Genomic DNA, 13,209 nt, shown 5'->3' on the forward strand with positions numbered 1-13,209 from the left:
GAAGGCCGGCGACATAGTAGAATTCCTGCGGCCATATCTCGATGAAGAAGAAATAGAAACGCCGGTTGGCGACATCGAGCAGCACGGCCTGGTTCGGGCTAAACGAGCCCCGATCCCAGCGCAGCCACGGCGTCAGATAGTAGATGCCGAGCGTGACCGCCATCACCAGCCATTTGAACTGGCGAAAGCTGCCCGAGGCCCGCTTCGGGAAGATCTTCTTGCGCGCGGCGTACATTGGCTGACGCACCTTGGCGGAGTCGACCGGCGTGGGTTCGATCCTTTCTATTTGCGAGTTATCAAGCACGAGAAGCTCCAGTCACCAGCGACGATTTCGCCGGAAGCCGACTCATCGGTCCTGGATGATGCCGAGGCCCGGCTTGCGCCGGGCCTCGTCGCTTGGCGGGAGGGGGAGGACGAGAATAGGCTTCTGCTCCTATTCTCCGCCGCCAAGCGAATGGATGTAGACCGCCAGTTCCTTGACCTTGGTCTCGCCGAGGCGCGCGCCCCAGGCCGGCATCACGCCCTGTTTCGGCGCGGTGACCTGGGCGGCGATGGCCGCTTCGCCTGACCCGTAGAGCCAGATGGCGTCGGTCAGATCTGGAGCGCCGAGTTCCTTGTTGCCTTTTGCATTGTCGCCGTGACAGGCCACGCAATTTTCGGCGAAGACCTTGGCGCCGGGCGCGACCAACGATTGATCGCCGACAGTGCCGGACAGGCTGGCAACGTAGGTGCTGACCTGTTTGATCTGATCGGCGGTGATGATGTCGCCAAAGGCCGGCATTTCCGACAGGCGCGTAGCCGGGTCGGAGGCGAAGCGGATGCCATGAGCGATCGTCTGCTGGATCTGGTCCACCTCGCCGCCCCACAGCCAGTCGTCGTCATTTAGGTTCGGAAAGCCCTTGGACCCTTGGGCGCCAGAACCGTGGCACTGCACGCAATTGACCTTGAACGCGGCGGCGCCGGCAGCGACGGCGAATTCGCGCAGCGTGTCATCCGCAGCAATCTCCGAAACACTTTTCGACTCTATTGCGGCGACATATTTGCCCTTTGCCGCTTCGGCCGCGGACAACTCGTTCTTGACTTCGTTGCGGCTGGAATAGCCAAGTACACCCTTTGTCGCGGAGTGCAACAGCGGCCATGCCGGGTAGGCAATTGTGTAACCGATCGCCCAGACTATGGTCATGTAGAAGGTGATGACCCACCAGCGCGGGAGCGGGTTGTTGAGCTCGCGAATGCCGTCCCACTCATGACCGGTCGTCGAGATGCCGGAAACCTCGTCAATGTGATCGCTGCTCATGATCAGTCCTCCTTCAGAGGAATTTGAGCTGCTTCGCCGGCTTGCCCGCGGCTGCCGGGACGAAGTGCAAAGGCAACGGATCCGATGAAGAAAAGAGCCATGGCAAGCAGGCCCCAGCTGTCGGCAAACTCCCGCATGAAATTGTACGTCATCGCCATTGTCCTCAGCGGTAGCCGGCGGTCTCATCGTAGTTCTTGAAATCGACAAGCGTGCCGAGCATCTGGAGATAAGAAACCAGGGCGTCCATTTCGGTGACTTGCTGCGGATCACCGTCGAAATCGCCGATCCTGGCCTTGGGGTAGCGGGCCTCGAGGCCGGACGTGTCGGCATTGGGATCAGCCTGCGCCATCAAATCGGCATTGGCGTTAGCGACCATGTCGTCGGAGTAGGGGACGCCGACGCGCCTGTTGGCAACCAGATGCGTCGAGAAATCCTTCACCGCGATCGGCGTATCCTTCAGAAAGCCATAGCTCGGCATGATGGATTCCGGCACCACGGAACGAGGGTCCGTGAGGTGCTCGACATGCCAAAGATTTGAGTAGCGATCGCCAACCCGAGCGAGGTCCGGTCCGGTGCGCTTCGATCCCCACTGGAAGGGATGATCATACATCGACTCGGCCGCCAGGCTGTAATGCCCATAGCGCTCGACCTCGTCACGGAACGGGCGGATCATCTGGCTATGGCAGAGATAGCATCCCTCACGCACATAGATGTTGCGCCCGACGAGTTCGAGCGGCGAGTAGGGCCGCATGCCTTCGACCTTCTCGATCGTGTTGTCGAGATAGAAGAGCGGCGCGATCTCGACAATGCCGCCGATTGTCACGACCAGCAGCGACCCGAGGAGAAGAAGTGTAGCGTTCTTCTCGATGACCGCGTGTCTGTTCATCAACCTCATTTTCTGTCTCATCATCGCGCAAGCTGGAGGGCGGGAACGGAGCCGGGCATCGGATCCTCCTCGCGCCGGTAGCCAAGGATGGTCATGGCGATGTTCCAGGCCATGATCAGGGCGCCGGACAGGTACATGGCTCCGCCGATGGCGCGCATGATGTAGTAGGGGTGCATGGCGGCCACGGTTTCGGCGAAGGAGTAGACCAGGAAGCCCTGCTCGTCGTATTCGCGCCACATCAAGCCCTGCATGATGCCGGACACCCACATGACCGACGCGTAGACAACGATGCCAAGCGTCGCCAGCCAGAAGTGCCAGGTAACGAGGCGCAGCGAGTAGAGCCGTTCACGGTTCCACAGCTTCGGCACCATGTAATAAAGCGCGCCGAACGAGATCATGCCAACCCAGCCGAGTGCGCCCGAATGGACGTGTCCGATGGTCCAGTCGGTATAGTGCGACAGCGAGTTGACCGTCTTGATCGACATCATCGGGCCCTCGAAGGTGGACATGCCGTAGAAGGCGATGGCCATCACCATCATGCGGATGATCGGATCGGTGCGGAGCTTGTCCCAGGCGCCCGACAGCGTCATCAGGCCATTGATCATGCCGCCCCATGACGGCATCCACAGCATGATCGAGAACACCATGCCGAGCGTCTGCGCCCAATCGGGCAAGGCGGTGTAGTGCAAATGATGGGGTCCAGCCCAGATGTAGAGAAAGATGATTGCCCAGAAATGGACGATCGACAGCCGGTAGGAATAGACCGGCCGGTTCGCCTGCTTGGGTACGAAATAATACATCATGCCGAGAAAGCCGGCGGTCAGAAAGAAGCCCACGGCGTTGTGGCCATACCACCATTGCGTCAGAGCGTCCTGGACCCCGGAGAAAGCCGAATAGCTCTTCGAGCCCAGGAAGGAGGCGGGCATGGAGAGGTTGTTGACCACATGCAGCATCGCGATGGTGACGATGAAGGACAGGTAGAACCAGTTGGCGACGTAGATGTGGGGTTCCTTGCGCTTCAGGATCGTGCCGAGGAACAGGATGAGATAGGCGACCCAGACGATGGTCAGCCAGATGTCCACATACCATTCGGGCTCGGCGTATTCGCGGCTCTCGGTGATGCCGAGCAGGTATCCGGTCGCGGCCATGACGATGAAGAGCTGGTAGCCCCAGAACACGAACCAGCCGAGATCGCCGCCGAACAGCCGGGCGCGGCAGGTGCGTTGCACGACATAGAGAGACGTGCAAAGCAGCGCGTTGCCGCCGAAGGCGAAGACGACTCCCGACGTATGCAGTGGCCGCAAACGGCCAAAGTTGAACCAGGGCTGGATGTTGAGATCGGGATAGGCAAGCTGCAGCGCGATGACCACGCCGACAAGCATGCCGATGACACCCCAGAACATGGTGGCGATGGCGCCATAGCGGATTGGCCCGTCCATGTAAGCGGACGGGTCGATCGGCGCGGCAGGCCTGAACTCAGTGTTGCGCAACAGGATCGCAGTGAAGCCAGCCAAGGCGAAGAACAAGACCCACATATGCTGGCGAAAGGGTTCATCCACCCCAGCGCCAGCGGCCACCAAAGCCGCGAATGCGAACAGGCTTAGAAGCACGATTTCTTTGCCGAATTTCATCGCAAGCCCCGATTTCCAATTCCGGCGGATGCCAAACCGCGGTGCCTTATTGCGCAGCCGTCGCCTGCTCGCCCTGATCCATGTCAGAGCCGCACCATTTTGCTTCGAGCAGCATCGAGTTCGTTGCGATCAGACTGTGTCGAATGTGGAAGTGCAGCACCGGCCGACGGTTTATGGACAGGCCCGGCGTCCCCAGTCGGGGCCCGGGTAGGAGGCGACCGTGGGCGTGTGGGGAAGCGCACCTTGACGCTGGTAAGCAGGCCGATGCCTTACCGAACGTCGATCGTTTCAATGCCTTGGAACAGCCAGCGCCAGCGTTGCGCTGCCTTCGCGACATTTATAGTTTGGACGGCGATTTTCGCCTGCGTATGAGGCATATTGACTTCGGCCAAGTGTGGATGCTTCGCCGACGAGCCCAAACGCAACTGGCGTATACGATCGGAATTAGAACGGGCTGTCGCTACGCGATGTCTTCTGAGCCCAACGCGAGCATGCCCTGCCCCGAATGAAGTAAGTGGCGTGGGCCATGCAGCTTCGTGTCATTCAAACGGCTATTGCGCCTCGGCCGCCGCAGCGCCGTTCCAGCCGGCTCATGCTGTCCACGGTGACGCGGCGGTTGTTCTCGATCCGAATCACGCCGTCCATTCTCAGGCTGGTCAGCTGACGGCTCACGGTCTCGTTAGTGATTCCAAGGAAATCAGAGATGTCGGCACGCGTCATCGGCAGCTCGAAGCACGCCGACCTAGCCGCCGGGTCAACATTGGAGTCGATGTTCCGGGCAATCATGAGGAGAAAGCTCGCCACCTTCTCTGGTGCGGTCTTGCGCCCCAGAGTCACCATCCATTCGCGGGCCTCGTCAAGTTCGTTCAGCGCCTGCTTGAGCAGGCGATGCACAAATTCGGGTGACTGCTTCATCATCCGTTCGATGGCCGCTCTCGGAAACGAGCATAGCGAGACAGCTGTTGCCGCTTCCGCATTGATCGCACTTTTCATCTTGAAGGGCCGTCCCAGAAAATCCGGCGCGAACTGGAGACCGACGATCTGCTGGCGGCCGTCCGAAAGGCTCTTCGTGAGCTTCACCACGCCTGAAAGCACGTTTGAATAACAGTCGACCGCCTCGGCGTCGCCGATCAGTTCGACCCCCGGCTCGATATTGTGCCGCGACGACGTCTTGGCGAGCTGAGCCAAATCGTCTGGCTCGAGCGCGCCACAGACACCGCGGCGCCGTGCCTCGCAAGGCAGGCAAAGAACGGGAATGCCGGAACTGTGAATATCCTGCCGTAATGTCATTCGATCGCTCTACCGGTCCAGTGCGGGCAGGATAGCAATCCACGGTAGAAAAATCCTTGCGGCAGTTTGTCCGTGCTGAAGGTTGATCGAAATCAGGGCTTAGGCTCATCCAAGCATCCACAGTTCGGGCGACGCAAACACGGTGGACCACGACATGCGACAAAAGCTAGCTGCCAGACTTGGCGAGAACGTCCCGCGCTATACCAGTTATCCGACTGCGCCCCATTTCCATGCGGGCGTCGATGCCGTCGTTTACCGAGGCTGGTTGGAGGCGCTCGAAGGTGGTGACGAGATATCGCTTTACCTGCATATTCCCTATTGCGACAGGCTCTGCTGGTTCTGCGCGTGCCATACCAAACAGACCCGCCACTACGAGCCGGTGGCCGCTTATCTGCGCTCGCTGTATGCGGAGATCGCCACGGTTGGCGGCCTTGTTACCGGCAAGGGCCGAGTTCGCGCGGTTCATTTCGGCGGCGGTTCCCCGACGATGCTGGAACCTGAGGATATTGTGGCGCTGGGAAGCGTCCTGCGCAACAGCTTCGCCTTTCTTCCCGGCGCCAAGATCAGCGTTGAAATCGAACCCAATGATATGGACGATGCCCGCCTCGATGCGCTTGCCGAAATCGGCACGACCCGTGCGAGCCTCGGCGTCCAGGACTTCGATCCGAAGGTTCAGAAGGCAATCAACCGCGAGCAGAGCTTTTTGCAGACCAAAGCGGTAGTCGACGGTGTTCGTTCGCGCGGCGTCGAATCGGTCAATCTAGACCTGCTCTACGGCTTGCCGCACCAGACGAGGGAGAGCGTCTCCTCCACCGTCGCGCAGGCGCTGACCTTGGAACCCGACAGGATAGCGCTTTTTGGCTACGCCCATGTGCCGTGGTTCAAGAAACATCAGACCATGATAGACGAGGCATGGCTGCCCGGTCCCGCGGAGAGATTTGCTCAATTGCAACTGGCGGCGCGGGCGATCGTGGACCAGGGGTACGAAGCAATCGGCCTCGACCATTTCGCCAAACCCGGCGATGCCCTGGCCCTTGCCGCCCGCGCCGGAACACTGCACCGGAACTTTCAGGGTTACACCGACGATTGCTGCGAAACCTTGATTGGGCTAGGCCCATCGTCCATCAGCCAGTTTCGGCAGGGCTATGCGCAGAACATGCCTTCGACCAGCGAATATCGATGCACGGTTGATGACGGCGGGCTGGCCGCTGTTCGGGGTATCGCACTTTCCAACGACGACCGCGTTCGCGGCTGGATCATCGAACGTTTGATGTGCGACTTCGCCTTCTCGGCCATCGATCTGGTGGAACGCTTCGGCGAGGCCGGCCAGAGGCTCCTCCTTCAGTCAAGTTCCATGGCCCTCCACGATCCGGTTCGATTGCTTGAACTTGATGGCGACAGATTCGTTGTGCCGGCTGAAAGTCGCCCTTTCGTCCGAAGCATCGCGGCCAGGTTCGACAAATATTTCGAAACTGGAACGGCCAGGCACTCGGCGGCAGTCTGAGCACCGCAGAGGAACGGTCATGGCTCTCACTCGATCGTGAACCGATTGCGATCGTTTTCCACTGTTGACCGGCGACCGTCGGCCGAGACGGTTCGAAGCGGACCAGACGCGTCTTGGCATGGCGACGATATCGCCCGCTCATGCCCTGCCTGTCAGATCATGGTTGTCGGCGACAGCTCCCTTCGACCTTGCAAGGAGAATGCAAGGTGCCGTGCAAGCGGCTGACAACACTTGGGCCGGTGGCAGAAGTCCGCAAGCACCCCGGCAGCGCGGTCAACGTTGAACCACCCGTTCAGCCGAATATGCCGGTGCAGTTCCGGTGGAAAGGGCCTGGCCTAGACGGCTCTCTTGTTACCCCAGAGCATAACGTGCAGCTGCGGTAGCACGCGGGCTTCGAACCATTTGTCGCGGGTCACGCTGTCAACCAGCCACTCCATGCGCTTCAATATTCCGTCAAGGTCGACGGGCGCGTCATCATTTGCCGGGTGTGGCGGCGTGTGATTGCCGGGTTGCAGATAGATCGGAAGTTGCGGAAATTGCGCAGCGGCGTCTTTCGCGTAGGCGTAGTCCCTTTCGTCGAAAACAATGAGCTTGAGCACGATTTGGGGCTTGCCTTGTGCCGCCTGGAGGCACGCCTCGACAGCGGCCCAATCTGTCGTCATTTGGCTTGACGGCGGCTTTGGGCTGAGGATCAGCACGTCAAGGTGCGCAAACCAGTCCCTGGCAAGCGAACCTTGGGTTTCCAGCGCAAAACGGTAACCGTCACCATGGCCTCGGTCGATGAGCGCGCCGAGCGGCTGGATGGCCGGATTGCCGCCTGACAGTGACACCATAAGCGGGCGGCCACCGGAAAGCGCAAGCACATTTTTCCACACCGCGCCGACGGACATCATCTCCCATTCATGGCGGAATTGATTGTCCACAGCATGCAGGCTGTCGCACCAGGAACAGCGAAAGTCACACCCGCCGGTTCTGACGAAGATCGTCGGCAAACCTATGAGCACGCCCTCGCCCTGGATCGTCGGCCCGAAAATCTCGCTAACGCGGATTGCGGGATGCGTATTGGTCATGGCCGGTATTCCGCCCAGGTTTTCGGCGTTTCGCTCACCCGCACGGCCGCGGTTTCGCTCAGGCGTGCCTTGCACCAGTCGTAGAAATGTCTGGCCAGATATTCCGCCGTGACTTGCTCGTGTCCCAGCACGTCGTTGAGATGTCGGTGGTCGAAGCTCTCGTCGATGTAGCGTTTGAATGGCGCCAAATCGTGGTAGTCGCGCACGAAGCCGTGATCGTCCAGTCCATTCGCTGAAAGCTCCACTTCGACGATGTAGTTATGTCCGTGCAGGCGCGCGCATTGGTGATCGGGTGGCAATGAGGTGAGCTGATGCGAGGCTGAGAAGTGGAATTCCTTGGTGATGCGGAACATTACGCGGTGGTCCTTCGCAGCGCTCCGAGCCAGAAGTCGGAGTCCTCGTACTCGGTTGGGTCCGGGTGCCCAGCGATGTGAAACGCCTCACGCCGCTCGACGCAGGTCCCGCACCTCCCGCAATGACGCTCGGCGCCCTTGTAACAGGACCAGGTCTGCGCAAAGGGCGTGCCGTATGTGGCTCCATCCCTAACAATGTCCGCCTTCGTCAGGTTCACATAGGGTGCATAAAGGCGAATCTGCGCGTAGCCGTCGAGCGCGTGGTCCTGCATCATCTGGAAAGCATCGATGAAGGCCGGACGGCAATCGGGATAGACAATATGATCCCCACCATGCACGGCCGTCGCCACCGCGTCAGCGTCTTGCGCTGCGGCGAGGCCGAAGGCAATGGCCAACATGATGGCGTTCCGGTTGGGCACCACCGTTACCTTCATCATATCTTCGGCATAGTGCCCATCGGGCACGTCCACATTGTCGGTCAGCGCGGAGCCGGAAAGGCCGCCGCCGATCTCGTGGATGTCGATGATTCGCTGCGGGACGCCCAGGCGCTCCGCGCAAAGGGTGGCGAAGCCCAATTCCTTCCTATGCCGTTGGCCGTAATCGAACGATAGCAGGCCGGTAAGCTGGTGCTCCGCTGCCACCTTGTGAGCAAGAGTAACGGAATCCAATCCGCCGGAGCAGACGACGAGAGTCTTCATCGTTGGGTCCTTGTTTTAACCGGGTAGGCTGCGACCGGAGATTTCTCTGCGCTCCAGTACTTCAGGAAAACCATTTTGTGAAGTGAACGGAGACCAGTTTCGTGCGCTTGCGTGCGGTGCGCAAAACGCCCTCGCGGTGAGCTGGAAGGACACGGACTGGTGAGACGTCACGCTTCAGCGGAATGCTCAAGCGAACGCTGCTCGCGGACAAAGTTCTCGACGAGCAGAGCCTGGCGGTTCCGAGCGCCGAGGGACGCCACTGCAACGGTTGCAGGGTACAAGGAGCCCGGATGGCTTGCCGCAAAGATGACCGGCAAACCCTGAATAACCGGTGATGAGCCGACATCTGTGAACAAGCGGTGTGGTCGATTGCAATCACCCATGTCTTGCGCACAGGTACCTTATGTCAGTGGATGAACTGAACTTGATGGTTTTACAGATGGCAGTCGAAAGCGTCCGCTCGCTCTCGTTGAGCTTCGCTGAAAAAGCCGCCGAGATAGCCACCAGGAGCCGCGGCATCCTGCTTTTCGACGTGCGGATCGACGGTGACGCGCAGGTCCAGCGGGTCGCTGCCATCCGATATCACGGCGGCCAATTCGGCGTGCTGGCGTTGGATGTACACGGCCTAGTTACCCACTATTGCATCGTTAACGGTATGTTCTCACATTACATTGCGTCCTTGGAGAGCTGGCACAGGATGCCCCTGTCGATGCAGGCCAAGATGGATGCCAACGGCAATGCCCGTCTCTTCGTAGCCGCGTTGCGGGATGCCGGACATATGCTGGGCACCTAGCATTGGGCGAGAATGCATCTGTGAATTTTGCATGTGCGTCACTGCGATGGCGCCGGCATGATCGTCATGCTCCAAAACGGCTGCGGCCCCCCGCGAAGCGGTCGCCGCGATGATGGTGATCAACGGCGTTGCATCGATGCGAGCGTTTAGACAGAGGTCTCCTCCTGGCATCGAGCGCATGCAAGGAGCTACGCAAGCGCAGCTGCATCAAGTATTTTGAAGGGACGACCTCATGCATGGAGCTTGCGCTGCATACGGGCGGCGCGAGCCGCGTTGCCATCCAGCAGAGAGGGTGCTTGCGGTACTCTCAATGACCCGAGATCGCAAATGGACGTGGGTAAGCACCAGAACTGCAACACCCATGGTGGTCCGCTGGACTCGCTGGAGGAAGCACAAGGTGTCGGCGGGCAGAGCGCAGCGAGTGCCTACCTCGATCTTTCTAGAAGCGCGCCGGCAGCCTGGGCGGGGGGCTTGGGGTTAGACTGCCGGCGCACGCCACTCACGAAGAGCGGCCCCTTTTCGTGGTTCGAACACCCATAGTCAACCCGGAAACGTCAGGATGCCCGCCATGTTATTTTCAGAGCGGCGCGATGCCGGCCAGTTGGCCGATTCAGCCTAGGAGTAGCCACTCTCGTAGGCCGAGTTGATGCTCAAGCGCCAGCATCGCCTCGCCGAACTACCAAGAGTTCGCCGTTACAATCCTTCGTCGCGAGCCGATGCCCTCGTGCACGTTTCGTAGCACTCCGGGCGGCTATATCGCGTTGTTGTTCGCGAGCCCATGTGAAGGGTTCCTGCATCGGAAAGTTGACGAGATTCTCTTGGCGGTACTGCGCCAGAGGCATCCCAACGGAATCAGCGTCTACAATCAGCCGCAAGCTTCACATCACAAGAGCGGTAGTCCACCCATTGCGGATCATCCGACTGATCAGGCGGCGTCCGAAATGTGCGACTCTGCCTCAAGGATTCCCACAGGTATGGAAAGCGATCTCGCTATCCGATCCCGATATCCCTTGTTGTACCTCAGACCTCGCTCGATGTTTTGAATTTCCTCAGCGGCAAGCCCGCTCGCGACCGTCAGGTCCTCGATCGAATACCCAAGGTGCTCACGATAAGCGCGGACGATGTGGGTCCCCTGCGACATAGCCGTCAAGACTGGTTCGGGAATGCGCGAATCGTTCATAAACATCTCCAAGAACATGGGAGCTCCCTCGGGAGATACCCCCCGGCGGCGCAGACCAAGCAAATCAAAAAATGGACGTCCATTCAGCCGGACCGGCCTCATCCATGGAATGGGCCGCCTGAATTAGGAGCTGGGTCGGAATATGGCGGCTCCTCCTTCTAATCAAGAAAGCCAACGGCGAGAATTATTCGCGAAGGATCGCAGGTCGGATGCGCTACAGCCGATCAGGCCATCTCAGGAGGGGGCCCTGGAACTCTGAACCCCAACTCGAACTCCCGGTACGGACACTGCTTCCTTCGGCCAATCTCCACCGGCGGGGGAGTGAAAGACCCACTCTTGAAAGCCCCCGGCTGCGTGCTGACGTCGGCTCTAGGAAGCTCGATCGCCCTGTGCCCCGATCGACCGGCCGAAAAAAGGGATTCCAAATTCCAGCAAACACTGGTCATCTGGTTTTCATCCGGATCCAGACAAAGGGTAGCTTTCCATCGAGAGCTTCGCCATCTGTACAGGTTCACAATCATTCGACCGTGACCGATTTTGCGAGATTGCGCGGCTGGTCTACATCTGTCCCCATGAAGAGCGCCGTGTGGTAGGCAAGAAGCTGTATCGGCAGCGAGAAGATCATTGGCGCGATAATCTCGTCGACTACCGGCAGCACGAGCGTGTGCATGGTGTCGAGTTTCGATGCGGCTGCCCCATTTTTATCGGTGATGAGTATAATCCGCCCTCCACGGGCAGCCACTTCCTGCATGTTGGAGACGGTCTTGTCGAAAAAGCGGTCATGGGGCGCGATGACGATCACCGGCATGTTCTCATCTATCAATGCGATTGGCCCGTGCTTCAATTCACCCGCTGCATAGCCTTCGGCATGGATGTAGGAAATCTCCTTGAGCTTCAGCGCTCCTTCCATCGCTAGCGGGAAACTGGTGCCACGGCCGAGATACAGGACGTCACGACACTTTGACAGTTCGCGCGACAAGAACTCGATCTCCGGCTGGATGCTGTTGAGTACCTGGCCCATGACGCGCGGCAATTCGGCGAGGCTCCTGACGAGTGCCCGCAGCTCGCCTTCGGGGACGGTCCCGCGGGCTCTGGCGGCGCTGATGGCGAGTGCGGCTAGAACGGCAAGCTGGCAGGTAAAAGCCTTGGTAGAGGCGACGCCGATCTCCGGTCCGGCAAGGATCGGGAAGACCGTATCGGCCTCCCGAGCGATGGTCGATTCGCAGGCATTGACGATAGCGCCAATTTTCAGCCCACGCTCCTTGCAGTACCTCAACGATGCAAGCGTATCGGCGGTTTCGCCGGATTGCGAAATGAAAAGAGCCGCGGACTGCGGCGGCAAAGGGATCTCGCGGTAACGGAATTCAGACGCAACGTCGATTTCAACCGTCAGGCGCGCATAGCGCTCGAACCAGTATTTTCCGATCAGTCCGGCGAGATAGGCGGTCCCGCAGGCAGAGATCGCCAAGCTCGGAACCTTGGCGAAATCGATGCCAGGAACCATGTCGCGACCCTCTATGATTTTGATGTAATGACGAAGAGCATGGGCGATGACCTCGGGCTGCTCGTATATTTCCTTCTCCATGAAGTGGCGATGGCTGCCCTTGTTGGCCAGATCGGCCGCGGCCGTGGAGATATGGCACGGACGCTCGACGGGATGGCCGTCGATATCGAAGATATGGGCGCCCGAATTGCCGACAATGGCCCAGTCGCCGTCCATGAGATAGGTAATTTCATTGGTGAAGGGCGCAAGAGCGATCGCGTCGGAGCCCAGGAACATCTCGCCGTCGCCGTGACCGATCGCCAGCGGTGGTCCGTTGCGCGCCGCCGTGATGGTCGACGGTTCATCTTCGAAGAGGATGGCAAGCGCATAGGCGCCCCTGACGCGTTTCAGCATGGCACGCGTGGCCTCTTGCGGCCTCATGCCCTCGCGGCGGTATCTTGCCAAGAGATGCCCAACGACCTCGGTGTCAGTGTCGGTCTGGAACTCGGCGCCATCCGCCGCCAATTCCTCCTTCAGCTCGGTGAAATTCTCGATGATGCCGTTATGGACGACGGCGACACCGTCGGTAAAGTGCGGGTGCGCATTGCGTTCCGTCGAGGCCCCGTGGGTTGCCCAACGCGTGTGGCCGATGCCGACTTTGCCGCTCAGCGGCTCTTCCTTCAGTCGCCTCTCGAGATTGACGAGCTTGCCCTCGGCGCGCCGGCGGTGCAAGGCACCGTCGATGATCGTCGCAACGCCGGCGGAATCATAGCCGCGATATTCCAAACCCTTCAACGCGCCGATCAACCGATCCGACACCGGCTGTTGCCCAACGATGCCAACAATCCCGCACATGTTCGTCTCCGCATTTTTGCGGGCAGCATCAGCCCACGCGAGACGGATACCCATCCGGCCGCTTTAAGTGGCGGCCTTGTAGTAGTATTCCATGATATTGGTACAATTGATTGTAGTGATCACTACCATCCGCCCCATGGATAGGTCGGCTGCTGTGGGGACCTAAAGT

Annotated in this window: 12 protein-coding genes and 1 pseudogene; 2 read left to right on the plus strand and 11 right to left on the minus strand. The window is 59.7% G+C overall.

From position 1 onward, the window contains the following. From NKH03_RS27950 to NKH03_RS27975, 6 genes and pseudogenes are all read right to left on the minus strand, one after another. Nucleotides 1-304: pseudogene (locus NKH03_RS27950) on the minus strand (cytochrome c oxidase accessory protein CcoG); the annotation flags it as partial. Nucleotides 305-433: 129 nt separating this feature from the next. After that, on the minus strand, nt 434-1,297 hold the full coding sequence (gene ccoP, locus NKH03_RS27955) for a cytochrome-c oxidase, cbb3-type subunit III (RefSeq protein ID WP_023809313.1): 864 nt from the start codon (nt 1,295-1,297) through the stop codon (nt 434-436). Between the two features lie 2 nt (nt 1,298-1,299). Next, nucleotides 1,300-1,449: a cbb3-type cytochrome c oxidase subunit 3 gene (locus NKH03_RS27960; RefSeq protein WP_352555398.1), complete on the minus strand. Its 150-nt coding sequence runs from the start codon at nt 1,447-1,449 to the stop codon at nt 1,300-1,302. An 11-nt stretch (nt 1,450-1,460) separates the two neighbouring features. Further along, entirely contained in the window at nt 1,461-2,192 is a 732-nt protein-coding gene (ccoO, locus tag NKH03_RS27965) for a cytochrome-c oxidase, cbb3-type subunit II (protein WP_023735813.1), read from the minus strand. Between the two features lie 11 nt (nt 2,193-2,203). Continuing rightward, nucleotides 2,204-3,814 (minus strand): cytochrome-c oxidase, cbb3-type subunit I, encoded by a 1,611-nt coding sequence (gene ccoN, locus NKH03_RS27970; RefSeq protein ID WP_352722630.1) that lies wholly within the window; start codon nt 3,812-3,814, stop codon nt 2,204-2,206. A 543-nt stretch (nt 3,815-4,357) separates the two neighbouring features. Beyond that, entirely contained in the window at nt 4,358-5,104 is a 747-nt protein-coding gene (locus NKH03_RS27975; RefSeq protein WP_023766606.1) for a Crp/Fnr family transcriptional regulator, read from the minus strand. A gap of 154 nt (nt 5,105-5,258) precedes the next feature. Here NKH03_RS27975 and hemN point away from each other — a divergent pair, with 154 nt between their 5' ends. Continuing rightward, the gene (gene hemN / locus NKH03_RS27980; RefSeq protein ID WP_023766605.1) at nt 5,259-6,608 is read left to right on the plus strand and encodes an oxygen-independent coproporphyrinogen III oxidase; all 1,350 of its coding nucleotides are present in this window, start codon (nt 5,259-5,261) and stop codon (nt 6,606-6,608) included. A 335-nt stretch (nt 6,609-6,943) separates the two neighbouring features. Here the strand turns inward: hemN and queE are convergent, their stop codons facing one another. From queE to queC, 3 genes are read right to left on the minus strand one after another with little or no spacing between them, the layout of a single operon-like run. Next, nucleotides 6,944-7,678, minus strand: coding sequence for a 7-carboxy-7-deazaguanine synthase QueE (gene queE, locus NKH03_RS27985; RefSeq protein ID WP_023735817.1), 735 nt, complete (start codon nt 7,676-7,678; stop codon nt 6,944-6,946). After that, nucleotides 7,675-8,031, minus strand: a complete 357-nt coding sequence (gene queD, locus NKH03_RS27990; protein WP_023735818.1) for a 6-carboxytetrahydropterin synthase QueD — start codon at nt 8,029-8,031, stop codon at nt 7,675-7,677. The genes queE and queD overlap by 4 nt, the downstream gene beginning before the upstream one ends. Further along, complete coding sequence (gene queC / locus NKH03_RS27995) at nt 8,031-8,729, minus strand: 7-cyano-7-deazaguanine synthase QueC (protein WP_352441142.1); 699 nt, start codon at nt 8,727-8,729, stop codon at nt 8,031-8,033. The genes queD and queC overlap by 1 nt, the downstream gene beginning before the upstream one ends. Before the next feature lie 403 nt (nt 8,730-9,132). Between queC and NKH03_RS28000 the strand changes: the two genes are divergently transcribed. Beyond that, nucleotides 9,133-9,522, plus strand: a complete 390-nt coding sequence (locus NKH03_RS28000; protein WP_023735820.1) for a hypothetical protein — start codon at nt 9,133-9,135, stop codon at nt 9,520-9,522. 925 nt (nt 9,523-10,447) lie between these two features. Here the strand turns inward: NKH03_RS28000 and NKH03_RS28005 are convergent. Both NKH03_RS28005 and glmS read right to left on the minus strand, forming a co-directional pair. Next, on the minus strand, nt 10,448-10,702 hold the full coding sequence (locus NKH03_RS28005; protein WP_023735822.1) for a helix-turn-helix domain-containing protein: 255 nt from the start codon (nt 10,700-10,702) through the stop codon (nt 10,448-10,450). A 517-nt stretch (nt 10,703-11,219) separates the two neighbouring features. Continuing rightward, on the minus strand, nt 11,220-13,040 hold the full coding sequence (glmS, locus tag NKH03_RS28010; RefSeq protein WP_352441143.1) for a glutamine--fructose-6-phosphate transaminase (isomerizing): 1,821 nt from the start codon (nt 13,038-13,040) through the stop codon (nt 11,220-11,222). Between the last annotated feature and the right edge of the window lie 169 nt (nt 13,041-13,209).

The sequence above is a fragment of the Mesorhizobium sp. M1406 genome, from assembly GCF_040317555.1.
Classification (GTDB): domain Bacteria; phylum Pseudomonadota; class Alphaproteobacteria; order Rhizobiales; family Rhizobiaceae; genus Mesorhizobium.

Excerpts from the sequence above, each read along its gene's own strand:
- ccoP (WP_023809313.1), bottom strand. The coding sequence starts at position 1,297 with ATGAGCAGCGATCACATTGACGAGGTTTCCGGCATCTCGACGACCGGT.
- NKH03_RS27960 (WP_352555398.1), bottom strand. The coding sequence starts at position 1,449 with ATGACGTACAATTTCATGCGGGAGTTTGCCGACAGCTGGGGCCTGCTT.
- ccoO (WP_023735813.1), bottom strand. The coding sequence starts at position 2,192 with ATGAGGTTGATGAACAGACACGCGGTCATCGAGAAGAACGCTACACTT.
- ccoN (WP_352722630.1), bottom strand. The coding sequence starts at position 3,814 with ATGAAATTCGGCAAAGAAATCGTGCTTCTAAGCCTGTTCGCATTCGCG.
- NKH03_RS27975 (WP_023766606.1), bottom strand. The coding sequence starts at position 5,104 with ATGACATTACGGCAGGATATTCACAGTTCCGGCATTCCCGTTCTTTGC.
- hemN (WP_023766605.1), top strand. The coding sequence starts at position 5,259 with ATGCGACAAAAGCTAGCTGCCAGACTTGGCGAGAACGTCCCGCGCTAT.
- queE (WP_023735817.1), bottom strand. The coding sequence starts at position 7,678 with ATGACCAATACGCATCCCGCAATCCGCGTTAGCGAGATTTTCGGGCCG.
- queD (WP_023735818.1), bottom strand. The coding sequence starts at position 8,031 with ATGTTCCGCATCACCAAGGAATTCCACTTCTCAGCCTCGCATCAGCTC.
- queC (WP_352441142.1), bottom strand. The coding sequence starts at position 8,729 with ATGAAGACTCTCGTCGTCTGCTCCGGCGGATTGGATTCCGTTACTCTT.
- NKH03_RS28000 (WP_023735820.1), top strand. The coding sequence starts at position 9,133 with ATGTCAGTGGATGAACTGAACTTGATGGTTTTACAGATGGCAGTCGAA.
- NKH03_RS28005 (WP_023735822.1), bottom strand. The coding sequence starts at position 10,702 with ATGAACGATTCGCGCATTCCCGAACCAGTCTTGACGGCTATGTCGCAG.
- glmS (WP_352441143.1), bottom strand. The coding sequence starts at position 13,040 with ATGTGCGGGATTGTTGGCATCGTTGGGCAACAGCCGGTGTCGGATCGG.